This window comes from Streptomyces wuyuanensis (assembly GCF_900103455.1).
Taxonomy (GTDB): domain Bacteria; phylum Actinomycetota; class Actinomycetes; order Streptomycetales; family Streptomycetaceae; genus Streptomyces; species Streptomyces wuyuanensis.
Genome location: NZ_FNHI01000041.1, coordinates 1 through 22,514, shown reverse-complemented (window position 1 = coordinate 22,514; position 22,514 = coordinate 1). Strand labels below are relative to the sequence as shown.

Below are 22,514 nucleotides of genomic sequence, written 5' to 3'. Positions count from 1 at the left end.
GGTCATTCCGGCCTTGCCGAACCTGCGGTAGCGGTCCGCCCACCGCTGGGCCGTGGTCGGCGAGACCTGGAAACGCTCGGCCGCCCGGCGCAGCGGCCAGCCGTCCTCGACCACGCAGCGGGCCAGACGCAGCCGTCCGGTCTCGGTCAGGGGTGCATTACGGTGGGGCACGAGGGCCTTTCTGGTCGCCGGTGCAGATGTCGCAATCCACACCAGGCCAGAAGGCCCTCACCCATTTCAAGATCCCTCAGCCGAGACCTGCATCACCCGTCCACAACCTCCCGGGACAGAACAGTGCTGATGTTCACGGACATCGTGTACGCGGCCGTCGTGTACGGCCCGCCGGCCTCGGCCCGGCGCATCCCGTACGCCACCGGGCTGATCACCGTCGGGGCGACGATCGGCTTCCTCGCCTGGTTCCGGCATCCCTCCGCGCTGCTCGTCGGGGTGGTCGTGGGGCTGGTGTCGTTCGGTCCCGCCGCGACGGGCGCGCTCGTGCGCGACCACCGCGAGGCCGCGGAGGCGGCTCGGCTGCGCGCCGAGCAGACGGCGCTACTCGGCGAGATGGACCGCAGGGAGGCGATCACCGCCGAGCGCGCCCGGATGGCCCGGGAGCTGCACGACATGGTCGCCAACCACCTCTCCGCGATCGCCATCCACTCCACCGCCGCGCTGTCCCTGGACGAGCCGGCGACCACCCGGCAGGCGCTCAACGTCATCCGGGAGAACAGCGTGGAGGGACTGGCGGAGATGCGCCGGCTGATCGGTCTGCTGCGGGACAGCGGAGACGGCGAGGAGCCCGCCGTCGCGCCCACCCTGGCCGGCCTCGACGCGCTCGTGGCCCAGGCGAACACCAACGGCGCCGCGAGCGGACTGGAGTTCACGCTGGACGACGCGATCGACGCGGACGCGGCGCCGCCCGCCCCGGTGGCCCTCGCCGCGTACCGGATCGTGCAGGAGTCGCTCACGAACGCACTGAAGCACGCGGACGCGGGCGAGGTCGCCGTCCGGCTCACCGGCACCACCGGCCGCGCGCTGACCGTGACGGTGACCAGCCCGTACGGCGACAGGCCGGGCCCGCGCGCGCCGGGCTCGGGCGCCGGACTGGTCGGGATGCGGGAGCGGATCGCGCTGCTGGGCGGCGAGTTCGAGGCGGGCCCCGAGCCCGGCACGGCCGGTGGCCCGGCGAAGATCTGGCGGGTACGGGCGGTGCTGCCCATGGTGGACGACAAGGAGCCCTCGGCATGATCCGGGTAGTGGTCGCGGAGGACCAGAACTCCGTCAGGGCCGGCCTGGTCCTGATTCTGGGCAGCGCGCCCGACATCGAGGTGGTGGGCGAGGCCGGGGACGGCGAGGAGGCGGTGCGGCTGGCGCGCGGGCTGCGGCCCGATCTTGTGCTGATGGATGTGCAGATGCCGCGACTTGACGGGGTCTCGGCGACCCGTCAGGTCGTCGAGGAGGGCCTCGCGGACGTCCTGGTGCTGACGACGTTCGACCTCGACGAGTACGTCTTCGGCGCGCTGCGCGCCGGGGCGGCCGGCTTCCTGCTGAAGAACACCGAGGCGAAGGACCTGATCGAGGGGGTGCGCACGGTCGCGCGCGGCGAGGGACTGATCGCGCCGGCCGTGACCCGGCGGCTGCTCGCGGAGTTCGCGTCGCCCACCCCCGTGCCCTCCCCGGACGCGCCCGATCCGGCCGTGCTCGACGTGCTGACGCGGCGTGAGCGCGAGGTGCTGTCCTGCCTGGGCGAAGGACTGTCGAACGCCGAGATCGCGGTACGGCTCCAGATGGCCGAGGCCACGGTGAAGACCCACGTCAGCAGGCTGCTGGGCAAGCTGGAGCTGCGCAGCCGGGTGCAAGCGGCCGTCCTGGCGCAGGAGTTGGGGATCTGAGAAAACGAGGCGACCCCACCTCGCCTCTGGTCTGGACCTATTGACGATTGGTCCAGACCTTCCTACTCTCACCGCACGCACACCGCGGTGAGCCCCGCGGAGTGCTCTGCACGGACCGACCCCCGACCTTGTCCGTCCGCGAACTCGAGGAGCATCCCTTGAGCACGAGTACCCCCCGCACCAGAAGCAGATTCAGATCCAGAGCGACGGCGGGACTCACCGCCCTGCTGCTCCCCCTCGCCGCCATGGTCGGACTCGCCACGCCCGCCCAGGCCGCGACCTCCGCCACCGCCACGTACACCAGGGTCCAGGACTGGGGCTCCGGCTTCGAGGGCAAGTGGACGGTGAAGAACACCGGCACCACCTCGATCAGCTCGTGGACCGTCGAGTGGGACTTCCCCTCCGGCACGTCCGTCACCTCGGCGTGGGACGCCGACGTCACCGGCGCCGGCACCCACTGGACCGCGAAGAACAAGAGCTGGAACGGCACCCTCGCCCCCGGCGCCACCGTGTCCTTCGGCTTCAACGGCGCCGGCCCCGGCTCCCCGAGCAACTGCAGGCTCAACGGCGGCTCCTGCGACGGCGGCACGGTCCCCGGCGACAACCCGCCGTCCGCCCCCGGAACGCCCTCCGCGAGCGGAGTCACCAACACCTCGGTGACGCTGAGCTGGACGGCCGCCACCGACGACAAGGGCATCAAGAACTACGACGTCCTCCGCGACGGCACGCGCGTCGCGACCGTCACCGGCCTCACGTACACCAACACCGGGCTCACCGCGGGCACCGACTACTCGTACACGGTGCAGGCCCGCGACACCGCCGACCAGACCGGCCCCGTCAGCGGCGCCCGCGCCGTGCGGACCACCGGTGGCGACCCCGGCCCGGGCCCCGGCTCGAAGATCAAGCTCGGCTACTTCACCAACTGGGGCGTCTACGGCCGCAACTACCACGTGAAGAACCTGGTGACCTCCGGCACCGCTGCCAAGATCACCCACATCAACTACGCCTTCGGCAACGTGCAGAACGGCCAGTGCACCATCGGCGACTCGTACGCCGACTACGACAAGGCCTACACCGCCGACCAGTCGGTCGACGGCGTCGCCGACACCTGGGACCAGCCGCTGCGCGGCAACTTCAACCAGCTCCGCAAGCTCAAGCAGCGGTACCCGCACATCAAGATCCTCTGGTCGTTCGGCGGCTGGACCTGGTCCGGCGGCTTCCCGCAGGCGGTCCAGAACCCGACCGCGTTCGCCAACTCCTGCTACAACCTGGTCGAGGACCCGCGCTGGGCCGATGTCTTCGACGGCATCGACCTCGACTGGGAGTACCCGAACGCCTGCGGCCTGTCCTGCGACACCAGCGGCCCCGCAGCGTTCAAGAACATGATGCAGGCGATGCGTACCAAGTTCGGCCCGAACAACCTGGTCACGGCCGCCATCACGGCAGACGCGAGCAACGGCGGCAAGATCGACAAGACCGACTACGCAGGCGCCGCGCAGTACTCCGACTGGTACAACGTGATGACGTACGACTTCTTCGGCGCCTTCGACGCGGACGGCCCGACCGCCCCGCACTCGCCGCTCACGTCGTACGCCGGCATCCCGCAGCAGGGCTTCACCTCCGCGGAGGCGATCGCCAAGCTCAAGGCCCAGGGCGTCCCGGCGGCGAAGCTGCTGCTGGGCATCGGCTTCTACGGACGGGGCTGGACGGGCGTCACCCAGTCCGCGCCGGGCGGCTCGGCCACCGGACCGGCACCCGGCACGTACGAGCAGGGCATCGAGGACTACAAGGTCCTCAAGAACTCCTGCCCCGCCAACGGCACCGTCGCCGGGACCGCCTACGCCCACTGCGGGTCCAACTGGTGGAGCTACGACACCCCGGCGACCATCGGCAGCAAGATGACCTGGGCGAAGAACCAGAGCCTGGGAGGCGCCTTCTTCTGGGAGTTCAGCGGCGACACCGCGAACGGTGAATTGGCGAGCGCCATCAACAGCGGCCTCGGATAACACCCGCGGGCCGGCCGGGAACGGCAGCGGGGGCGGTGCTTGCGCACCGCCCCCGCTTCACGTACGAGGCAGCTCCGCTCAGGCGACATTCACCCTTTGGCCGGGAGGCGCCGCTTCGAGCCAGGCGAGGAAGCCCGTCAGCGCGTCCTCGCTCATCGCCAGTTCGAGTCGGGTGCCGTGGTGCAGACAGCCGAGGACGACCGCGTCCGACAGCAGCGCCAGCTCCTCCTCGCCCTCGGGCAGGCGGCGGGAGACCACCTCGATCGCCGAGCGCTCCAGGGCGCGTCGGGGCCGGGGAGCGTAGGAGAAGACCCGGAACCACTCGACCCGGTCACCGTTGTAGCGGGCCACCCCGTACACCCAGCCCTTGCCGGAGCGGTCGTCCTCCTCGGGCACGTTCCAGCGCAGGCTGCAGTCGAAGGTGCCGCCCGAGCGCTGGATCAGCCTGCGGCGCAGACCGAAGACGAAGAGCCCGATCACCACCAGTGCGACGACCAGTCCGCTCACGAGCAGAGCGAGGAACATCTTCACCGACCTCCTCGCTTCGTCCCGTAGCGGAATTCAACCTGCATCTGCATCTGCACCTGCATTGCCTCAGCCGCGACCTGGTCTGGAGAAGTCCAGTCCGGGCCGCGGCTGAGAGTGGTTCATCGGCGGGGTGCGCTCAGCGCACCGCCACCGCGCGCAGCCGAACCTCGGCGCGCCGCTCGGCGGCGGCGTCGTCGTCGGCCTTGGCGCGCTCCAGCGCACGCTCGGCGCGCTGGGCGTCGATCTCGTCCGCCAGCTCGGCGATCTCCGCCAGCAGCGACAGCTTGTTGTCGGCGAACGAGATGAAACCGCCGTGCACAGCGGCAACGACCGTTCCCTCGTTCGTACGGATGGTCACCGGGCCCGACTCCAGCACACCGAGCAGCGGCTGGTGACCGGGCATGACGCCGATGTCGCCGGACGTGGTGCGCGCGACGACCAGGTTGGCCTCGCCGGACCAGACCTGGCGGTCGGCGGCGACCAGCTCGACGTGCAGCTCAGCAGCCAAGGGTGGCTCCTCGGGTCACCACCCGGCGGTCATGCCGGGTGTTGGGTCATAAGTCTAATAGGGGCCGGGGCGTCGAAACGCCCGGGGCCGTCCGGGGCCCGCCGCGGGGGCGGCTGATTCAGGACCCCGGGAGGGCGTGAGAAGGGGGGCGGGACGGACCCCGCCCCCCCGTCACGAGTCACGGGACTCAGGAGACGCCGAGCTCCTTGGCGTTCTTCTTGAGGTCCTCGAGACCACCGCACATGAAGAAGGCCTGCTCCGGGAAGTGGTCGAAGTCGCCGTCGCAGATCGCGTTGAACGCGGCGATCGACTCGTCCAGCGGAACGTCCGAACCGTCCACACCGGTGAACTGCTTCGCCGCGTGGGTGTTCTGGGACAGGAAGCGCTCGACACGACGGGCACGGTGGACGACGAGCTTGTCCTCCTCGCCGAGCTCGTCGATACCGAGGATCGCGATGATGTCCTGGAGGTCCTTGTACTTCTGCAGGATCCCCTTGACGCGCATGGCGGTCGTGTAGTGGTCCTGCGAGATGTAACGCGGGTCCAGGATGCGGGACGTGGAGTCCAGCGGGTCCACCGCGGGGTAGATGCCCTTCTCGGAGATCGGACGGGAGAGAACCGTCGTCGCGTCGAGGTGGGCGAAGGTGGTCGCCGGCGCCGGGTCGGTCAGGTCGTCGGCGGGGACGTAGATCGCCTGCATCGAGGTGATCGAGTGACCACGGGTCGAGGTGATGCGCTCCTGCAGGAGGCCCATCTCGTCCGCCAGGTTCGGCTGGTAACCCACCGCGGACGGCATGCGGCCGAGCAGGGTGGACACCTCGGAACCGGCCTGGGTGAAGCGGAAGATGTTGTCGATGAAGAACAGCACGTCCTGCTTCTGCACATCGCGGAAGTACTCCGCCATGGTCAGACCGGCCAGGGCGACGCGCAGACGGGTGCCCGGGGGCTCGTCCATCTGACCGAAGACCAGCGCGGTCTTGTCGAGAACGCCGGACTCCTCCATCTCCGCGATGAGGTCGTTGCCCTCACGGGTGCGCTCACCGACACCGGCGAACACGGAAACACCCTCGTGCAGCTTCGCCACACGCATGATCATTTCCTGGATGAGGACGGTCTTGCCGACACCGGCGCCACCGAACAGACCGATCTTTCCACCCTTGACGTACGGGGTGAGAAGGTCGACGACCTTCAGGCCGGTCTCGAACATCTCGGTCTTCGACTCGAGGTCCTCGAACTTCGGGGCCCTGCGGTGGATCTCCCAGCGCTCGGACTCCTGGCCGTTCGCCTCCGGCTCGTTCAGCACCTCACCGAGGGTGTTGAACACCTTGCCCTTGGTGAAGTCGCCGACCGGGACGGTGATGCCCTTGCCCGTGTCGGTCACCGGGGCCTGGCGGACCAGACCGTCGGTGGGCTGCATCGAGATGGTGCGGACGACACCCTCACCGAGGTGCTGCGCGACCTCGAGCGTCAGGGTCTTGGTGGTGCCCGGGGTCGCCGGGTCCGGCACCTCGACCTTCAGCGCGTTGTAGATCTCCGGCATCGCGTCGACGGGGAACTCCACGTCGACGACCGGGCCGATGACCCGCGCGACGCGGCCAGTGGCCACGCCAGCAGGAGCGGTCGGCTCAACAGTGGTGGTCATTAGTAGTCACTCCCCGCGGTCGCGTCGGCCAGGGCGCTCGCGCCACCGACGATCTCGCTGATTTCCTGGGTGATGTCGGCCTGGCGGGCCGCGTTGGCAAGTCGGGTGTACGTGTGGATCAGATCACCCGCGTTGTCGGTCGCCGACTTCATCGCCTTGCGGCGGGACGCGTGCTCGGAAGCCGCGGCCTGCAGCAGTGCGTTGTAGATCCGGCTCTCGACGTACCGCGGAAGCAGTGCGTCGAGGACGTCCTCCGCCGACGGCTCGAAGTCGAACAGCGGAAGCAGCTCGTCCTTCGTGCCGCCCTCGGCCTCCGCCTTCGCCTCGTCGAGGCTGAGCGGCAGCAGCCGGCCGTCGACCGGCGTCTGCGTCAGCATCGAGACGAACTCGGTGAAGACGATGTGGAGCTCGTCCACGCCGCCCTCGGCCGTCTCCTTCTCGATCGCCTCGATGAGAGGCGCCGCGACGTCCTTGGCGTTGGCGTACGAGGGGTTGTCGGTGAAGCCCGTCCACGAGTCCGAGATCTTCATCTCACGGAAGCCGTAGTAGGCGACACCCTTGCGGCCGACGATGTACGTGTCGACCTCCTTGCCCTCGCCACGGAGCCGCTCGGTGAGCCGGGCGGCCGTCTTGATCGCGTTGGAGGAGTAGCCGCCGGCCAGACCGCGGTCGCTCGTGAGGAGCAGGACCGCGGCACGGGCCGGGGACTCCGCCTCCGTGGTCAGCGGGTGCTTCGTGTTCGAACCGGTCGCCACCGACGTGACCGCGCGGGTCAGCTCGGTCGCATACGGCGTGGAGGCCGCCACCTTGCGCTGCGCCTTGACGATGCGCGAGGCGGAGATCATCTCCATCGCCTTGGTGATCTTCTTCGTCGCGGTGACCGACTTGATACGACGCTTGTAGACCCGGAGCTGGGCTCCCATGAGTCAGGTCCCTTCCGTCGTCACTTCGAGACGTTGACGGTCGCCGGAGCGTCCTCGCCGAGCAGCTTGCCGTCGGAGGTCTCGAACTGCTTCTTGAAGTCGACGATCGACTCGGCGAGCTTCTCGAGCAGGTCGTCGGACATCTTGCCGCCCTCGCGGATGGAGGTCATCAGCGTCTTGTGCTCGCGGTGCAGGAACTCGAGCAGCTCGGACTCGAAGCGGCGGATGTCCTCGACCGGGACGTCGTCCATCTTGCCGGTGGTGCCGGCCCAGATGGAGACGACCTGGTTCTCCGTCGGGTACGGGGCGTACTGCGGCTGCTTCAGCAGCTCGACCATGCGCTTACCGCGCTCCAGGGCGGACTTCGAGGCGGCGTCCAGGTCGGAACCGAACGCGGCGAACGCCTCCAGCTCGCGGTACTGGGCCAGGTCGACACGGAGTCGGCCGGAGACCTGCTTCATGGCCTTGTGCTGGGCGGAGCCACCGACACGGGAGACCGAGATACCGACGTTCAGGGCCGGACGCTGACCGGCGTTGAACAGGTCGGACTCCAGGAAGCACTGGCCGTCGGTGATGGAGATGACGTTGGTCGGGATGAACGCCGAGACGTCGTTGGCCTTGGTCTCGACGATCGGCAGACCGGTCATCGAGCCGGCGCCCATCTCGTCGGACAGCTTGGCGCAACGCTCCAGCAGGCGGGAGTGCAGGTAGAAGACGTCACCCGGGTAGGCCTCACGGCCCGGCGGGCGGCGCAGCAGCAGCGACACGGCGCGGTAGGCGTCGGCCTGCTTCGACAGGTCGTCGAAGACAATGAGGACGTGCTTGCCCTCGTACATCCAGTGCTGGCCGATGGCCGAACCGGTGTACGGCGCCAGGTACTTGAAGCCGGCCGGGTCGGACGCCGGGGCGGCGACGATCGTCGTGTACTCGAGGGCACCGGCCTCCTCCAGCGCGCCGCGCACGGACGCGATGGTGGAGCCCTTCTGGCCGATGGCGACGTAGATGCAGCGGACCTGCTTCTTCGGGTCGCCGGAGCGCCAGTTGTCGCGCTGGTTGATGATCGTGTCGACGGCCAGGGCGGTCTTGCCGGTCTGGCGGTCGCCGATGATCAGCTGACGCTGGCCGCGGCCGACCGGGGTCATCGCGTCGACGGCCTTGTAGCCCGTCTCCATGGGCTCGTGCACCGACTTGCGCTGCATGACCGTGGGGGCCTGCAGCTCGAGGGCGCGGCGGCCCGAGGTCTCGATCTCGCCGAGGCCGTCGATCGGGTTGCCGAGCGGGTCGACAACGCGGCCGAGGTAGCCCTCGCCGACGGCGACGGACAGGACCTCGCCGGTGCGCTGGACCGGCTGGCCCTCCTCGATGCCGCTGAACTCACCGAGGACGATGGCACCGATCTCGCGGTCCTCGAGGTTGAGGGCGAGGCCGAGGGTGCCGTCCTCGAACTTCAGCAGTTCGTTGGCCATCGTCGAGGGAAGACCCTCGACCTTCGCGATGCCGTCGCCGGCAAGGCTGACCGTACCGACCTCCTCGCGCGAGGCCGCGTCCGGCTTGTACGACTGGACAAAGTTCTCCAGCGCGTCCCGGATCTCCTCCGGCCGGATCGTGAGCTCCGCCATCTGGGTTCCCTGCTCTCCTTGTTGGGCCCGAAGTTTCTTTGGGGGTCTGGGGCTGTATCCGTGACGGCTTGCGCCGCGGGACCCCCAGGAATCCTCTGCGGCCCAACCGGGCCGCCTAGCAATTCTTGTGTGACTGTTGGTGGCCGGTCAGCCCGCGAGGCGGCGCTTCGCCTCGGCGATGCGGTCCAGGACCGTACCGTCGATCAGCTCGTCGCCGACCCGCACCGAGATCCCGCCGAGGACCTCGGGGTCCACGTCCAGGTTCAGGTGCATCTCGCGGCCGTACACGTTGGCCAGTACGGCGCCGAGGCGCTGCTTCTGCCCGTCGGACAGCGGTACCGCGGAGGTGACCACGGCGACCATCCGGTTACGGCGCTCCGCGGCGAGCTTGGACAGGGACTCGAGTCCCGCTTCCAGGCTACGTCCACGGGGGGCCGTGACGAGACGGACCACGAGGCGCTCGGTGACGGGGTTGACCTTGCCGCCGAGGAGGCTGCGGACCAGCTGCGACTTGGCGGCCGCCGTGGCGGTCCGGTCGGTCAGCGCGGCACGCAGCTCCGGGTTGGAGGAGACGATCCGGCCGAACCGGAACAGCTCGTCCTCCACGTCGTCCAGGGCGCCGGCCTTCTGCGCGGCCGTGAGCTCGGCGGTGGCCGCCAGCCCCTCGAGCGCGTCCACCAGGTCGCGGGACTGCGACCAGCGGGAACGAACCATGCCGGAGACCAGGTCGACGGACTCGCCGCCCACCTGTCCGCTCAGCAGTCGCGCGGCCAGCTCGACCTTGCCCTCACCGGGCTGCGCCGGGTCGGTCAGGACCCGACGCAGCGACACCTCGCGGTGGAGCAGCGCGGTAACGGCGACCAGCTCCTCGGCGAGCTTCGCCACGTCGACCGACGTGCTGTCGGTCAGCGCGTCGAGACGCTCGCGTGCGGCGGCCAGTGCCTCGCGGCTCGCTCCGTTCATCGGGCAGCCTCGGCCTTCTCCTCGAGCTCGTCGAGGAAGCGGTCGATGACGCGGCTCTGGCGGGCGTGGTCCTCGAGGGACTCACCGACCAGCTTGCCGGCCAGGTCGGTGGCGAGCTTGCCCACGTCCTGGCGCAGCGCGGACGCCGCGGCCTTGCGGTCGGCCTCGATCTGGGCGTGACCGGCGGCGACGATCTCCTCGCGCTGCCGCTGGCCTTCCGCGCGCATCTCGGCGATGATCGCGGCGCCCTGCTCCGTGGCCTCCTGGCGCAGACGCGCGGCCTCGTGACGGGCCTCGGCGAGCTGAGCGCGGTACTGCTCGAGCACGCTCTGGGCCTCGACCTGGGCCGCCTCGGCCTTCTCCATGCCGCCTTCGATGGCCTCGCGGCGCTCTTCCAGAACCTTGTTGATGTTCGGGAGGAGCTTCTTGGCGAGGAAGAAGAAGACGATGGCGAAGGCGATCGTGCCGACGAGCAGCTCGGGGCCCGGGGGAAGGAGCGGGTTCTGCGCTCCCTCCGCCGCCAGCTGAAGGTTGGCGATCACATCAGTGCCTTTCGTCGATAAATGGTCAGCGAGGGGCTAGATCACGGACCGTAAACGAACGGCATGACGATGCCGATGAGGGCGAGCGCCTCACAGAAGGCGAAGCCGAGGATCTGGTTGGCACGGATCAGGCCGGCAGCCTCGGGCTGACGGGCCAGGGCCTGGGTGCCGTTACCGAAGACGATGCCGACGCCGATGCCGGGGCCGATGGCGGCGAGGCCGTAACCGATGGAGCCGAGCGAACCGGTGACAGCGGCGAGGGTCTCAGTGGCAGCCATGCTGATTCTTCCTTTTCATTCACGGACCGGTGGGGGTTGGCCACCGGACGTTCTGGGGGGTGGTGCGGGCGAGGTGCGACTCAGTGGTGCTCGGCGAGAGCGCCCTGAATGTAGGAGCAGGCCAGCAGGACGAAGACGTACGCCTGGACGGCCTGGACGAAGAGCTCGAAGCCGATCATGCCCATCGTCATCACGAAGGAGACGCCGGCGGCCGGGATCAGCCAGCTGTTCAGCAGGTACCAGGAGGCGACGGTGAACATCACCAGCATCAGGTGACCGGCGAACATGTTGGCGAAGAGCCGGACCGCGTGCGTGAACGGTCGGACGAACAGGTTCGAGAAGAACTCGATGAACGACACGAGCCACTTGATCGGACCGAGCGACGGGTCGTAACCGGTGATGTTCTTCCAGCCGCCGACGAAGCCGTGACGCTTGAAGGTCAGCGACACCCAGATCACGTAGACGACGAGCGCCAGGACCATCGGGTACGCGATGATCGACGCCACCGGGAACTGGGCCAGCGGGATCACGGACCAGATGTTCATGATCCAGACGAAGAAGAAGATCGAGACCATGAGCGGGACGTACTTCTCGCCCTCGCGCTTTCCGATGGTCTCGTAGACGATCCCGCGGCGCACGAAGTCGTAGCCGGCCTCGCCGATCATCTGCAGCTTGCCCGGGACGACCTTCGCCTTGCCGAACGCCGCATAGAAGAAGCCGACGACGACGAGCGTGGTGATCAGCGCGAGCAGCATCACCTTGTTGAAGCCGTAGCCACCGACGGTGAAGATCGGCTGGAAGAGGAAGGAGTGCAGGCCCGGCGCCGGAAAGCCACAGCCGTTGTCGGCCATGATGCGGCAGCTCCAGTCAAAGGCGAGCGTGGTCTGTTCAGCACTCACCGCGGGCTCCTTCGGCGTGACGCATGGGTTCGGCAACCTCGTTGTGTCGGCGCGGCGCGCAGCCGCGAGTCGGCACCGGACTGGTGTTTCGGATGTGGGGGCGGCGGTCAGGCATCGAGGCCTCGCGATCGAGCAGGCGTCAGCTCAGATGCCCGCGCCCGCAGTGCCGCAGTTGGCACCGGACGATAGCAGTTTCTCGAACGCGCACTTATCCCGGCCCTACCCGTCACGTCGACGGCCCCGTCTTTTCGCCCTTGCGGGGATCAGACGGCTCCGGTTCGACGTAGAGGATCTTGGCCTTCATGTGGGCACGGGCCTGTGCGGCCACCCAGACGAGCGTCGACGCGACGATGGAGGCCGCGAACGTCCTGGGGTTGAACAGCGTGGTGTCCTTGAACGCGGCGACGAAGATGAACAACACGAGCAACTGCGTCGTGTAGAGCATCAGGCCCATCGCCTGGAACAGCTGCGGGAATTGCTTCGCGGTCCTCTGCAGGACGACGACCCCGATCCCCATGAAGACGATGACCACCAGGGTGCCGACGATCGCGCCGAGGGCCCCCTTGCCGCCGGCGAGCACACCGCTGACGATCGCGGCGATCACGCCGACGGCAGCGGTGGGCACAACGGTCTGAAGGAGAGTCCGGGCGTCGTTGGACGGCATGGCGGCGGCTCCGCGGGGGTGGTGGGGCACTGGTGTCGTCAAGGACGAGCGTAGATCCGGTCCGAGGTGGGTCTCGGGCGCCGAGGAGACCGTGACATTGCGGTCTTCCGGCTCTGTCTCCGGTTCTCGTGAACCGTATCACAAACTATTTGAATAGGTCTTTACCCGCCGGTGTGCCAACTCTCACACATGAGAGTGACCCTGCGCGTGTGTGCGTGACGCGTCGTCGATTTGTCTGGTAATGGGCGCTTATGCCCGTCTCCGCGCACCGATCCAGCCATCCTCGACCGGGGGCCACAAACGACATGCACTCGCAAACTACCAGCTCAATCGGATGGCCCCGCTTGACCGTTCAGCACGAGAAGGTGGCCGATCGGCCACAAGTGAGCTGACGCGCCGCTTGCCGTTACCGAAGGATCACTATCGGCTACGGGGGCGAACTTTCGTTCGATTGCTCTCCTGTCGTTGTCCGAGGTTCATCCGGTCTGACCAACCAGAAGGAGCTCTGTACATGGCAACGAAGCGTTCCAAGTTCATGAGTGCCGTCACGACGGCCACTCTGCTCGCCGGGGGAATGGTGGTGGGCGCCGCGGCTCCCTCCACGGCCGAGCCGTCGCAGCAGCCGATGGCGGCCATGCCGGCCGCCCAGGCCGTGGCGTGCGGCACGACAATCAAGCGGCTGCCCAACGGCGGTGGCCCCTTCCCGAACAAGAAGTGGGACATCTACTACCGCAACTGCGGCAGCACGACGGTGACGAAGCGCGTCGACATCGCCAGGGGGCGCGACACCGTCTGCTCGAACATCGCCAGGGGCACAACGAAGAAGTGGCACTACGAGACGGGCTACTTCGGCCCTGACTATCCGCGCAGCGTCGTGAGCTGCTGATCACCGGAAACACCGAGGCTGTTCGGCCCCCGCCCGGGTGGGGCCGAACAGCCTGACTGCGTTGGCAGTGGCTACTTCCTCGCCGCCGTGAACCGCGAGCGCGCCCCGATCGCCGTCGCGCCGTTGATGCCCGCCGGCACCGGGATGCGCTGCTCGTCCGGGGCCACGGCGGCCGCGTCGGCGGGGTCCGGCGCCGTGCCTGCCGGGGTGCCCTGCGCCGCGGACGGCGCGGCCGCCGCGGGGCGCGGACGGCGGCGGTAGCGCGGCGGGACGAAGGACTCCGCCCAGCGCGGCGCCCGCGGGGTGAAGCGCGGCAGCAGCAGGAGCACCAGGCCGACGAAGCTCAGCACCACGATCGCGAAGACGATCCACATCGAGGCGCTGTGCACCGAGTACAGGACGACACCGAAGGCGATCAGGGCCGACCAGAAGTACATGATCAGCACCGCACGGCTGTGCGAGTGCCCGATCTCCAGCAGCCGGTGGTGGAGATGGCCGCGGTCGGCGGCGAACGGCGACTTGCCCTTCCAGGTCCGGCGGACGATCGCCAGCAGCAGATCCGCCACCGGGATCGCGATGATCGTGAGCGGCAGCAGCAGCGGGATGAAGACCGGCAGCGCGGCGTGGGTGGCCTGGCGGGTGCTTCCCTCGAACAGCTTCAGCGCGTCCGGGTCCACCTGGCCGGTCACCGAGATGGCGGACGCCGCCAGCACCAGGCCGATCAGCATCGACCCCGAGTCGCCCATGAAGATCCGCGCCGGATGCATGTTGTGCGGCAGGAAGCCCAGGCACATGCCCATCAGGACGGAGGCGAAGAGGGTCGCCGGAGCCGCGGCCTCGATCCCGTAGCCGAACCACATCCGGTAGGCGTAGAGGAAGAACGCCGCCGACGCGATGCACACCATGCCCGCTGCCAGGCCGTCCAGGCCGTCCACGAAGTTCACCGCGTTGATCGTGATGACGACCAGCGCGACCGTGAGCAGCGTGCCCTGCCACTGGGTGAGGGAGACCGTCCCGACGCCCGGGATCGGCAGCCACAGGATCGTCAGACCCTGCATCACCATCACACCCGCGGCGATCATCTGGCCGCCGAGCTTGATCAGTGCGTCGATCTCGAACTTGTCGTCCAGCACACCGATCAGCCAGATCAGCGCGGCGCCGGACAGCAGGGCCCGCGGTTCGTTGGAGAGCTCGAACACGCTGTTGAGATTGCGCAGATGGTCGGCGACGAGCAGGCCGGCGCACAGGCCGAAGAACATGGCGATGCCGCCGAGCCGCGGTGTCGGTTCACGGTGGACGTCGCGGGCCCGGATCTCCGGCATCGCTCCGGTCGCGATGGCGAACTTCCGCACCGGTCCGGTCAGAAGGTAGGTCACCGCAGCCGTGACACAGAGCGTCAGCAGGTAATCACGCACGGGCTGCCCCAGAGGAATCGCTGGCCATCTCAGCCCCACACCCTAGCTTTGTTGGCCACATGCTTGAGGACATACGAGCGGCCCGAACGGTTGCAGGCCCCTCGCGACTGCCCTCAATACGGAGGAAATCTCCCGACCAGTTCCCGTACTTCTTCGCGAACGCGGTGGATCTCCTCACCCTCCGCGCGCAACGCCGTGGTGAAGAGCACGGCGATCCTCGCCATCTCGGCCTCGCCCATCCCCTGGGTGGTGACGGCCGCGGTGCCGAGGCGGATGCCCCGGCCGTCGCCGTACGGCAGCGCGCAGGTGTCGAGCACCATTCCGGCGGCGGCGAGCCGGCCCCGCGCCGTGCGGCCGTCGACGCCCAGCGGTGCGGGGTCCGCGGTGATCAGATGGGTGTCGGTGCCGCCGGTGGTGACCGCGAAGCCCTCCGCCTCCAGCCCCTCGGCGAGGACCCGGGCGTTGGCGACGACGTGGTGGGCGTAGCCGGCGAACCCCGCGGTCGCCGCCTCGCCGAAGGCCACGGCCTTGGCGGCGATCGTGTGCATCTGGGCCCCGCCCTGGGTGAAGGGGAAGACCGCGCGGTCGATCCGCTCCGCCAGATGGCTGCCGCAGAGGATCATGCCGCCGCGTGGGCCGCGCAGCACCTTGTGGGTCGTGGCGCACACGACGTCCGCGTAGGGGACCGGGCTGGGTGCGGCTCCCCCGGCGATCAGGCCCATCGGATGCGCCGCGTCGGCGAGCAGATAGGCCCCGACCTCGTCGGCGATCTCCCGGAACACGGCGTAGTCGGGGTGCCGGGGGTAGGAGATCGAGCCGCAGACGATGGCCTTCGGCCGGTGCTCGCGGGCGAGCCTGAGGATGTGCTCGTAGTCGAGCAGGCCCGACTCGGCGTCGACGCCGTACGGGACGAAGGTGAACCAGCGGCCGGAGAAGTTGGCCGGTGAGCCGTGGGTGAGGTGCCCGCCGAAGGACAGGCCCATCGCGAGGACGGTGTCGCCCGGCCGTAGCAGCGCCGCGTACGCCGCGAGGACGGCCGAGGAGCCGGAGTGGGGCTGCACGTTGGCGTGGTCGGCGCCGAAGAGGCCGGTGGCCCGGTCCACCGCGATCCGCTCGGCGGCGTCGACGAGTTCGCAGCCGCCGTGGTGGCGCGCGCCGGGATAGCCCTCGGCGTACTTGTTGGCGAGCGGGGAGCCGAGTGCGGCGAGGACCGCGGGTGAGGTGAAGTTCTCCGCGGCGATCAGCTGGAGGCTGTCGGCCTGCCGGGCCATCTCGCCGAGCACGACCTCGGCGATCTCGGGGTCCTGCCGGCGCAGGACGTCGAGGTCGGCGGGCGTGGCGGTGGTGCGGGCGGGTGCGGGGGTACTGACCGGCATCGTGGTCTCCCGGCCTCACGTGGGGTGTACGGCCCCTCCAATGTAGGCCCGGGCATGCGCGGGCGCCCGGTCTCGGGCGCAGCGGATCCGCCTCGTTCGGCCGTCCGGCCCTCATGCCGGGGCACCGTTGCCGGCCCGCACCGCGGCCCCCGCACCCGTCTGCACGGCCGAAGTCAACCGCCGCCGGTACGACGCCCGTCCGGCCGGCCGGCCGGTTCCCCCGTTCGCCGGTTCCCCCGTCCGCCGGTTCCCCCGTTCGCCGGTCCTTCGGCCAGCTGACGGGTCCGGGCGCGGACGGGCGCGGGCGCCGCGACGCTGACTGCGCCCGGCAACCGGGCGGGAGCGGGCCCGCCCGGCCCTCTGCGGCGGCGCGACGGCCCGCTCCGCAGCCGTCGGGGCAAGGTGGGCCCGCTCCGCCGCCGTCGGGTCAGTGGCGGGCCGGGACGCCCGTCAGCGCCGTCACCACGGGGTCGAGCGCCTGGTGGATCTCGTCGCCGATGGAGCGGAAGAAGGTGATGGGCCCCCCGTACGGGTCGTAGACCTCGTCCGCCTCCGCGCTGGGCGCGAGCAGCCAGCCGCGCAGTGCCGCGGCCGCCCTGACCAGGGCCCGGGCACGCTCGACGACACCGTCGTGGTCGGGATCCGGCAGGGTCGCCGGGTCTATCGCCCGGACGAGCCGGGTGAACTCCTTCAGCGTGAACGTGCGCAGACCTGCGGAGTGGCCCATGGAGATGACCTGGGCGCGGTGGTCCCGGGTGGCGGTGAGCACCAGGTCCGCCCGGATGACGTGCTCGTCGAGCAGCTCGCGCCCCGTGAAGCCGCTGGGGTCGGCGCCGAAGTCGGTGAGGACCGTCGCGGCGTTCGCCTCCATGGGTGCGCCCTCGTGGCCCCAGGTGCCCGCGCTCTCCACGAGCAGCCCGCCGGCGAGGGGGTCGCCCAGCCGGTGGCTCAGGGCATGCCGGGTCAGCCGCTCGGTGATCGGCGAGCGGCAGACGTTGCCTGTGCTGACGTGGAGGATCCGGAATGTGCCGCCGACGACGGCCGTACCTTCTATGCCACGCCCCTCAGGGAGGGTCACTGTGCGGGCCCCCGGCTGTTCGCTCCGGTCACGGCGCCACCTCGAGGTCGGGTACGACCTTGCGGAGCTCGTCCGCCTCCAGGGCACCCGCGCGCAGCAGTACCGGCACCTTGCCTGTGACGTCGACGATCGACGACGGCACGTTGCCGGGCGTCGCGCCGCCGTCGAGGTACACGGAGACCGAGTCGCCGAGCATGTCCTGTGCGGCGTCGCAGGTCTCGGGCGCCGGGTGTCCCGTCAGGTTCGCTGAGGACACGGCCATGGGGCCGACCTCGGTGAGCAGTTCGATGGCGACCGGGTGCAGCGGCATGCGGATGGCGACGGTGCCGCGGGTGTCCCCCAGGTCCCACTGCAGCGACGGCTGGTGGCGGGCGACGAGCGTCAGCGCACCGGGCCAGAACGCGTCGACGAGCTCCCACGCCTGCTCGGAGAAGTCGGTGACCAGGCCGTGGAGCGTGTTCGGGGAGCCGATGAGGACCGGGGTGGGCATGTTGCGGCCGCGTCCCTTGGCCGACAGCAGATCGGCGACGGCCTCGGAGCTGAACGCGTCCGCGCCGATGCCGTAGACGGTGTCGGTGGGCAGCACGACGAGCTCGCCGCGGCGGACGGCCGAGGCGGCTTCCCGCAGGCCGGTGGTGCGGTCCGTCGCGTCGTTGCAGTCGTATCGCCGTGCCATCAGCGGGCCTCCTCGTTCTCGGTCACTCGGTACTTCGCCCGGCCGTCGGCCGGGAGGACCCCCACCGGGGCGCTCCGGCGCGCGGCGGCGGCCGGTCGTGCGTGGTCCCGGGCTGGCCGGGACCCCCGTGCGGTCCCCCTCACGGCAGGGCCTTGCGGGCCGTCGCGAAGCGCGGGCGGTTGTTCAGGTCGGGGTGGTCGGCCGCGTCCGCCCAGCCCGCCTCCTCGTTGAAGATCCAGGGCACCTGGCCGCCCTGGGTGTCCGCGTGCTCGATGACGACGAGACCGCCCGGGCGCAGCAGCCGGTGCGCGGTGCGCTCGATGCCGCGGATGGTGTCGAGGCCGTCCTCACCGGAGAAGAGGGCCATCTGGGGGTCGTGGTCGCGCGCCTCGGGCGCCACGTACTCCCACTCGGTGAGCGGGATGTACGGCGGGTTGGAGATGACCAGGTCGACCTGGCCGTCGAGTTCGGGGAGGGCGGCGAGGGCGTCACCGTGGTGGACGGTGATCCTGGACCCCTCGGCGTTCTTCCGGGTCCAGCCGATCGCGTCGTCGGACAGCTCCACGGCGTGCACGCGCGAGCGCGGCACCTCCTGGGCGATCGCCAGCGCGATGGCGCCCGAGCCGGAGCACAGGTCGACGACGAGCGGCTCCACGACGTCCATGGCGCGCACGGCGTCTATGGCCCAGCCGACGACCGACTCGGTCTCCGGCCGCGGCACGAAGACGCCGGGGCCGACCTGGAGCTCCAGGTAGCGGAAGAAGGCGCGTCCGGTGATGTGCTGCAACGGCTCGCGGGCCTCGCGGCGGGCCACGGCCTCCCAGTAGCGGGCGTCGAAGTCCGCGTCCTTGACCAGGTGCAGTTCGCCGCGCTTGACGCCGTGGACGAACGCGGCGAGTTCCTCCGCGTCGAAGCGCGGTGAGGGCACGCCGGCGTCGGCCAGCCGCTGGGTGGCCTGGGCCACCTCGGCAAGCAGCAAGGAGCGGGGGTACCGGGGTCGTCCCCCGGGGAGCGACTGCACGCTGGTCCTCCGGGCTGGGCGGGGCTGTCGTGGATTCGCGGCTCAGGCCGCTGCGAGCTTCGCGGCGGAGTCGGCGTCGACGCAAGCCTGGATCACGGCGTCCAGTTCTCCGTCGAGCACCTGGTCCAAGTTGTACGCCTTGAAGCCGACGCGGTGGTCCGAGATGCGGTTTTCCGGGAAGTTGTAGGTACGGATCTTCTCGGAGCGGTCGACCGTGCGGACCTGGCTGCGGCGGGCGTCCGCGGCCTCCTGCTCGGCCGCCTCCTGGGCCGCAGCGAGAAGCCTGGAGCGCAGGATACGCATCGCCTGCTCCTTGTTCTGGAGCTGGCTCTTCTCGTTCTGGCAGGAGGCGACGACTCCGGTCGGGATGTGCGTGATGCGCACGGCGGAGTCCGTGGTGTTGACGGACTGGCCGCCGGGGCCCGACGAGCGGTAGACGTCGATGCGCAGATCGTTGGGGTTGATCTCCACGTCGATCTCCTCGGCCTCCGGGGTCACGAGGACGCCGGCGGCGGAGGTGTGGATCCGGCCCTGGGACTCGGTGGCCGGGACGCGCTGCACCCGGTGCACCCCGCCCTCGTACTTCAGCCGTGCCCAGACGCCCTGGCCGGGCTCGGGCGTCGCGTTGCCCTTGAGCTTCACGGCGACCTGGACGTCCTTGTAGCCGCCGAGCTCGGACTCGGTGGCGTCGATGATCTCGGTCTTCCAGCCGACGCGCTCGGCGTAGCGCAGGTACATCCGCAGCAGGTCGCCGGCGAACAGCGCCGACTCGTCACCGCCCGCGCCCGCCTTGATCTCCAGGATGACGTCCTTGTCGTCGCTGGGGTCGCGGGGCACCAGCAGCAGCCGCAGCTTCTCGGTGAGCTCCTCGCGGTGCTTCTCCAGCTCCTTGACCTCGGCGGCGAAGTCCGGGTCGTCGGCGGCGAGTTCGCGGGCCGTCCCGATGTCGTCCCCGGTCTGCTTCCAGGAGCGGTAGGTGCCGACGATCGGGGTCAGCTCGGCGTACCGCTTGTTGAGCTTGCGCGCGTTCGCCTGGTCGGCGTGGACCGAAGGGTCGGCGAGCTGCTTCTCGAGGTCGGCGTGCTCGCCGACCAGTTCCTCGACCGCTTCGAACATCGGAGGCTCCTGGTTTTCGTACGGCTGGGTGGCTGCGGGAGAGACGGCAAAGCGCCGGTCCCGGCCGCCCGCACAGGGGCAGCCGAAGACCGGCGCATTGGCTCGCTACTTCTTGGCGGAGCCGGCAGCCTTGCCGAAGCGGGCCTCGAAGCGGGCCACACGGCCACCGGTGTCGAGGATCTTCTGCTTGCCCGTGTAGAACGGGTGGCACTCGGAGCAGACCTCGGCGCGGATGTTCCCGCCCTGGATCGTGCTGCGAGTCGTGAACGACGCGCCGCAGGTGCAGCTCACCTGGGTCTCGACGTACTCGGGGTGGATGTCGCGCTTCAAGGTTTCTCCTAGTTTCGGGAGGGCGCCGGGTCGCACGCGCGGGATGCGCGCACGTGAACCGGGGCCGACGTACCAGTCTGCCAGGACCGGCCGTATCTCCCAAAACCGGGGGTCAGGGCCGGGTATTCCCGGCGGCCGGAGGCTCGCCGCGCCCTCGGCGGAGCCGCGGCCCCCGCCCATGGTGCGGGACCGGGGAGGGGCCGGCTCCCCCTGGTGCGGGACCGGGGAGGGGCCCGTTCCTCCCGGTGCGGGATCGTCCGGACCGGCCCGGTCACGGCCGTGCTCGGGCTCCGGCAGGGGCAGGCGTCCGGTTCCCGCTACTCGACGATGCCCTTGGCCTGTCCGTCCGCGGTGCCCTTGGTGGCGGAGGCGGGGATGGGCAGGTCGTTGCGCAGCGCCGCCCAGACCTGCTGGCCCTGCTTCTCCAGGGGCGCGACGCGGTTCGGGTCCCGCTTGTCGTAGTCGACCGGCATCGTGATCATCTGGACGTCCTCGGCGCCGAGCCCCTTGAGCCCGTTGGCGAAGCCGATGAGCTCCTGGACCGAGTCGAGCTCGGAGTCGGGTGTGATCGCCTTGGTGGCGGTGTCGGCGAGGTCGTACAGCTTCTTCGGGTTGCTGAACACCCCGACGTCCTTGACCTGCTGTATCAGCGCCTTGATGAAGGCCTGCTGGAGCTGGATCCGGCCGAGGTCGCTGCCGTTGCCCACGGCCTTGCGGGTGCGCACCAGCCCGAGGGCCTCCTCGCCGCCGAGCGTGTGCGTGCCCGGCTCGAGGTCGAGGTGGCTCTTGGAGTCTTTGATCGCCTCGGTCGTGGTGACGTCCACGCCGCCGAGTTCGTCCACGAGCTTCTTGAAGCCGGTGAAGTCGACCTCGATGTAGTGGTCCATGCGGATGCCGGAGATCTTCTCGACGGTCTTCACCGCACAGGCCGGGCCGCCGACCTCGTACGCCGTGTTGAACATGGCGCGGCGCTCGCCGGGGACGCTGTCGCCCCGGCTGTCGGTGCAGCGGGGCCGGTCGATGAGGGTGTCGCGGGGCACGGAGACGACGGCGGCCTTCTGACGGCCCTCGTATATGTGCACGATCATCGCGGTGTCGGAGCGGGCGCCGCCCTCGTCCCTGCCGTACTCGCCGTTCGCGCCGGCGCGGGAGTCCGAGCCGAGGACGAGGATGTCCATGGAGCCGTTGTCGACGTCGTCCGGGCGGTCGCTGCCGAGCCGGCTGCTGATGTCGACGCCCTGGATGTTGCCGTTGAGCTTGACGTAGACCCAGCCGAGTCCCGATCCCCCGACGAGCACGAGCCCGGCCGCGGACCACGCGGCGAGCGTCGCGGCCCGGCGCCGGGCGGTGGGCGGCTTACGGCGATTGCCCGTGCCACGTATTCGGCCCTTGCTCTGGTCCGCCATAGCTCCTCAAGTCCTCATAGGTCCCGATACCCCCCGGCCACGGTCTTCAGGCACGGTTTGGTCCACCCTGTCAAGCTTTGTTACTCCACCTGTGAGACCGGCGAGGGGCAAGAAGGGTTGCACAGGCTCCTAAGAGGTCCATGAGAAACGCATGACGAAGGGCCTGTGCGCACCGAATGGGAATCGGTGCGCACAGGCCCTTGGTGACCTGCGTTTCGCTCCGGCCGCCGACCGGGGCCGAAGGCCCTCGCCGGCGCGGTCCGCCGCCGGGGCGTGTGGTGAAGGTCCCATCACGCCCGGCGGCTTCCGCCGGATCTGTTCAGGTTTGCGCCCTTGGCGGGATCAGCCGAACAGGTTGTAGGCCTGCCAGCCGGTGCCCATCGCGACGCGGGCGTTGAAGCCGCCGTTGCCCTTGCCCGGGTAGAGCCAGAGCTTGCCCGCGGTGTCGCGGGTGAAGACGTCGGCGTGGCCGTCGCTGTTCACGTCACCGGTGGTGACGATCGCGTTCATGCTGCCGAAGGCGCCGACCAGGACGGGGGCAGCGAACGGCTTGGAGGCGACGCCGGTGCCCTTGTAGAGGTAGGTCTTGCCGTCGCTCTTGCGGGCGAAGACGTCGGCCTTGCCGTCGTTGGTGAAGTCTCCGTGGCCGCGGACCATGGTGAACGCGCCCCAGCCGGTGCCGATCGTGATCGGCGCGTTGAAGCCGCCGTTGCCCCTGCCGGGGTAGACGCGCAGGGTGCCGGTGG

23 protein-coding genes and 1 pseudogene are annotated in these 22,514 nt (G+C 69.8%); 4 read left to right on the top strand and 20 right to left on the bottom strand.

What is annotated here, in order from left to right:
- Positions 1 to 171 (bottom strand): helix-turn-helix domain-containing protein (locus BLT82_RS35725; protein ID WP_143041597.1); only part of this gene is annotated, 171 nt, incomplete at its 3' end.
- A gap of 120 nt (positions 172 to 291) precedes the next feature.
- Here BLT82_RS35725 and BLT82_RS35720 point away from each other — a divergent pair.
- The 3 genes and pseudogenes from BLT82_RS35720 to BLT82_RS35710 form a co-directional block, all read left to right on the top strand.
- Positions 292 to 1,248 (top strand): annotated as a pseudogene (locus BLT82_RS35720) (sensor histidine kinase); the annotation flags it as partial.
- A complete protein-coding gene (locus BLT82_RS35715) occupies positions 1,245 to 1,892 on the top strand; it encodes a response regulator (protein ID WP_093662537.1) in 648 nt (215 codons plus the stop codon). The pseudogene BLT82_RS35720 and the gene BLT82_RS35715, both read left to right, overlap by 4 nt.
- Before the next feature lie 158 nt (positions 1,893 to 2,050).
- Positions 2,051 to 3,898, top strand: a complete 1,848-nt coding sequence (locus tag BLT82_RS35710) for a glycoside hydrolase family 18 chitinase (RefSeq protein WP_093662545.1) — start codon at positions 2,051 to 2,053, stop codon at positions 3,896 to 3,898.
- 78 nt (positions 3,899 to 3,976) lie between these two features.
- Here the strand turns inward: BLT82_RS35710 and BLT82_RS35705 are convergent, their stop codons facing one another.
- The 10 genes from BLT82_RS35705 to BLT82_RS35660 form a co-directional block, all read right to left on the bottom strand.
- Positions 3,977 to 4,423 carry a DUF2550 domain-containing protein gene (locus BLT82_RS35705; RefSeq protein ID WP_093662543.1) on the bottom strand — a complete coding sequence of 149 codons (447 nt, stop codon included), beginning with the start codon at positions 4,421 to 4,423 and terminating at the stop codon, positions 3,977 to 3,979.
- A 139-nt stretch (positions 4,424 to 4,562) separates the two neighbouring features.
- Positions 4,563 to 4,934: a F0F1 ATP synthase subunit epsilon gene (locus BLT82_RS35700; protein WP_093662535.1), complete on the bottom strand. Its 372-nt coding sequence runs from the start codon at positions 4,932 to 4,934 to the stop codon at positions 4,563 to 4,565.
- 187 nt (positions 4,935 to 5,121) lie between these two features.
- The gene (gene atpD / locus BLT82_RS35695; protein ID WP_093662533.1) at positions 5,122 to 6,576 is read right to left on the bottom strand and encodes a F0F1 ATP synthase subunit beta; all 1,455 of its coding nucleotides are present in this window, start codon (positions 6,574 to 6,576) and stop codon (positions 5,122 to 5,124) included.
- A complete protein-coding gene (locus BLT82_RS35690) occupies positions 6,576 to 7,499 on the bottom strand; it encodes a F0F1 ATP synthase subunit gamma (protein WP_093662531.1) in 924 nt (307 codons plus the stop codon). Before BLT82_RS35690 ends, atpD begins: the two co-directional genes overlap by 1 nt.
- 20 nt (positions 7,500 to 7,519) lie before the next feature.
- Complete coding sequence (gene atpA / locus BLT82_RS35685) at positions 7,520 to 9,118, bottom strand: F0F1 ATP synthase subunit alpha (RefSeq protein WP_093662529.1); 1,599 nt, start codon at positions 9,116 to 9,118, stop codon at positions 7,520 to 7,522.
- 147 nt (positions 9,119 to 9,265) lie between these two features.
- Positions 9,266 to 10,081: a F0F1 ATP synthase subunit delta gene (locus BLT82_RS35680; protein ID WP_093662527.1), complete on the bottom strand. Its 816-nt coding sequence runs from the start codon at positions 10,079 to 10,081 to the stop codon at positions 9,266 to 9,268.
- Positions 10,078 to 10,623 carry a F0F1 ATP synthase subunit B gene (locus tag BLT82_RS35675; protein ID WP_093662525.1) on the bottom strand — a complete coding sequence of 182 codons (546 nt, stop codon included), beginning with the start codon at positions 10,621 to 10,623 and terminating at the stop codon, positions 10,078 to 10,080. Before BLT82_RS35675 ends, BLT82_RS35680 begins: the two co-directional genes overlap by 4 nt.
- 41 nt (positions 10,624 to 10,664) lie before the next feature.
- Complete coding sequence (gene atpE, locus BLT82_RS35670) at positions 10,665 to 10,901, bottom strand: ATP synthase F0 subunit C (RefSeq protein ID WP_027735301.1); 237 nt, start codon at positions 10,899 to 10,901, stop codon at positions 10,665 to 10,667.
- A gap of 80 nt (positions 10,902 to 10,981) precedes the next feature.
- Positions 10,982 to 11,752, bottom strand: coding sequence for a F0F1 ATP synthase subunit A (atpB, locus tag BLT82_RS35665; protein ID WP_093662541.1), 771 nt, complete (start codon positions 11,750 to 11,752; stop codon positions 10,982 to 10,984).
- Positions 11,753 to 12,026: 274 nt separating this feature from the next.
- Positions 12,027 to 12,464, bottom strand: coding sequence for a Cg1360 family ATP-synthase-associated protein (locus tag BLT82_RS35660; RefSeq protein ID WP_093662523.1), 438 nt, complete (start codon positions 12,462 to 12,464; stop codon positions 12,027 to 12,029).
- A gap of 511 nt (positions 12,465 to 12,975) precedes the next feature.
- Between BLT82_RS35660 and BLT82_RS35655 the strand changes: the two genes are divergently transcribed.
- Positions 12,976 to 13,350 carry a hypothetical protein gene (locus BLT82_RS35655; RefSeq protein ID WP_093662521.1) on the top strand — a complete coding sequence of 125 codons (375 nt, stop codon included), beginning with the start codon at positions 12,976 to 12,978 and terminating at the stop codon, positions 13,348 to 13,350.
- A 71-nt stretch (positions 13,351 to 13,421) separates the two neighbouring features.
- Here the strand turns inward: BLT82_RS35655 and BLT82_RS35650 are convergent, their stop codons facing one another.
- From BLT82_RS35650 to BLT82_RS35610, 9 genes are all read right to left on the bottom strand, one after another.
- Entirely contained in the window at positions 13,422 to 14,765 is a 1,344-nt protein-coding gene (locus BLT82_RS35650) for an MraY family glycosyltransferase (RefSeq protein WP_093662519.1), read from the bottom strand.
- A 113-nt stretch (positions 14,766 to 14,878) separates the two neighbouring features.
- The gene (locus BLT82_RS35645) at positions 14,879 to 16,141 is read right to left on the bottom strand and encodes a serine hydroxymethyltransferase (RefSeq protein WP_093662517.1); all 1,263 of its coding nucleotides are present in this window, start codon (positions 16,139 to 16,141) and stop codon (positions 14,879 to 14,881) included.
- 427 nt (positions 16,142 to 16,568) lie between these two features.
- On the bottom strand, positions 16,569 to 17,219 hold the full coding sequence (locus BLT82_RS35640) for an arsenate reductase/protein-tyrosine-phosphatase family protein (RefSeq protein WP_093662515.1): 651 nt from the start codon (positions 17,217 to 17,219) through the stop codon (positions 16,569 to 16,571).
- Between the two features lie 28 nt (positions 17,220 to 17,247).
- Positions 17,248 to 17,895 carry an L-threonylcarbamoyladenylate synthase gene (locus BLT82_RS35635; RefSeq protein WP_093662513.1) on the bottom strand — a complete coding sequence of 216 codons (648 nt, stop codon included), beginning with the start codon at positions 17,893 to 17,895 and terminating at the stop codon, positions 17,248 to 17,250.
- Positions 17,896 to 18,034: 139 nt separating this feature from the next.
- Positions 18,035 to 18,916 carry a peptide chain release factor N(5)-glutamine methyltransferase gene (gene prmC / locus BLT82_RS35630; RefSeq protein ID WP_208868136.1) on the bottom strand — a complete coding sequence of 294 codons (882 nt, stop codon included), beginning with the start codon at positions 18,914 to 18,916 and terminating at the stop codon, positions 18,035 to 18,037.
- Positions 18,917 to 18,958: 42 nt separating this feature from the next.
- Positions 18,959 to 20,032 (bottom strand): peptide chain release factor 1, encoded by a 1,074-nt coding sequence (gene prfA, locus BLT82_RS35625; RefSeq protein WP_093662509.1) that lies wholly within the window; start codon positions 20,030 to 20,032, stop codon positions 18,959 to 18,961.
- A gap of 105 nt (positions 20,033 to 20,137) precedes the next feature.
- Positions 20,138 to 20,362, bottom strand: coding sequence for a 50S ribosomal protein L31 (rpmE, locus tag BLT82_RS35620; protein ID WP_093662507.1), 225 nt, complete (start codon positions 20,360 to 20,362; stop codon positions 20,138 to 20,140).
- A gap of 317 nt (positions 20,363 to 20,679) precedes the next feature.
- Positions 20,680 to 21,768 (bottom strand): LCP family protein, encoded by a 1,089-nt coding sequence (locus BLT82_RS35615; protein ID WP_093662505.1) that lies wholly within the window; start codon positions 21,766 to 21,768, stop codon positions 20,680 to 20,682.
- 342 nt (positions 21,769 to 22,110) lie between these two features.
- The coding region (locus tag BLT82_RS35610; protein ID WP_143041596.1) for an FG-GAP repeat domain-containing protein at positions 22,111 to 22,514 on the bottom strand (404 nt) is incomplete at its 5' end.

Coding starts and splice junctions, on each gene's coding strand:
- BLT82_RS35715 (WP_093662537.1), top strand. CDS start 1,245: ATGATCCGGGTAGTGGTCGCGGAGGACCAGAACTCCGTCAGGGCCGGC.
- BLT82_RS35705 (WP_093662543.1), bottom strand. CDS start 4,423: ATGTTCCTCGCTCTGCTCGTGAGCGGACTGGTCGTCGCACTGGTGGTG.
- atpD (WP_093662533.1), bottom strand. CDS start 6,576: ATGACCACCACTGTTGAGCCGACCGCTCCTGCTGGCGTGGCCACTGGC.
- BLT82_RS35690 (WP_093662531.1), bottom strand. CDS start 7,499: ATGGGAGCCCAGCTCCGGGTCTACAAGCGTCGTATCAAGTCGGTCACC.
- atpA (WP_093662529.1), bottom strand. CDS start 9,118: ATGGCGGAGCTCACGATCCGGCCGGAGGAGATCCGGGACGCGCTGGAG.
- BLT82_RS35680 (WP_093662527.1), bottom strand. CDS start 10,081: ATGAACGGAGCGAGCCGCGAGGCACTGGCCGCCGCACGCGAGCGTCTC.
- atpE (WP_027735301.1), bottom strand. CDS start 10,901: ATGGCTGCCACTGAGACCCTCGCCGCTGTCACCGGTTCGCTCGGCTCC.
- atpB (WP_093662541.1), bottom strand. CDS start 11,752: ATGGCCGACAACGGCTGTGGCTTTCCGGCGCCGGGCCTGCACTCCTTC.
- BLT82_RS35660 (WP_093662523.1), bottom strand. CDS start 12,464: ATGCCGTCCAACGACGCCCGGACTCTCCTTCAGACCGTTGTGCCCACC.
- BLT82_RS35655 (WP_093662521.1), top strand. CDS start 12,976: ATGGCAACGAAGCGTTCCAAGTTCATGAGTGCCGTCACGACGGCCACT.
- BLT82_RS35645 (WP_093662517.1), bottom strand. CDS start 16,141: ATGCCGGTCAGTACCCCCGCACCCGCCCGCACCACCGCCACGCCCGCC.
- BLT82_RS35635 (WP_093662513.1), bottom strand. CDS start 17,895: ATGGCACGGCGATACGACTGCAACGACGCGACGGACCGCACCACCGGC.
- prfA (WP_093662509.1), bottom strand. CDS start 20,032: ATGTTCGAAGCGGTCGAGGAACTGGTCGGCGAGCACGCCGACCTCGAG.
- BLT82_RS35615 (WP_093662505.1), bottom strand. CDS start 21,768: ATGGCGGACCAGAGCAAGGGCCGAATACGTGGCACGGGCAATCGCCGT.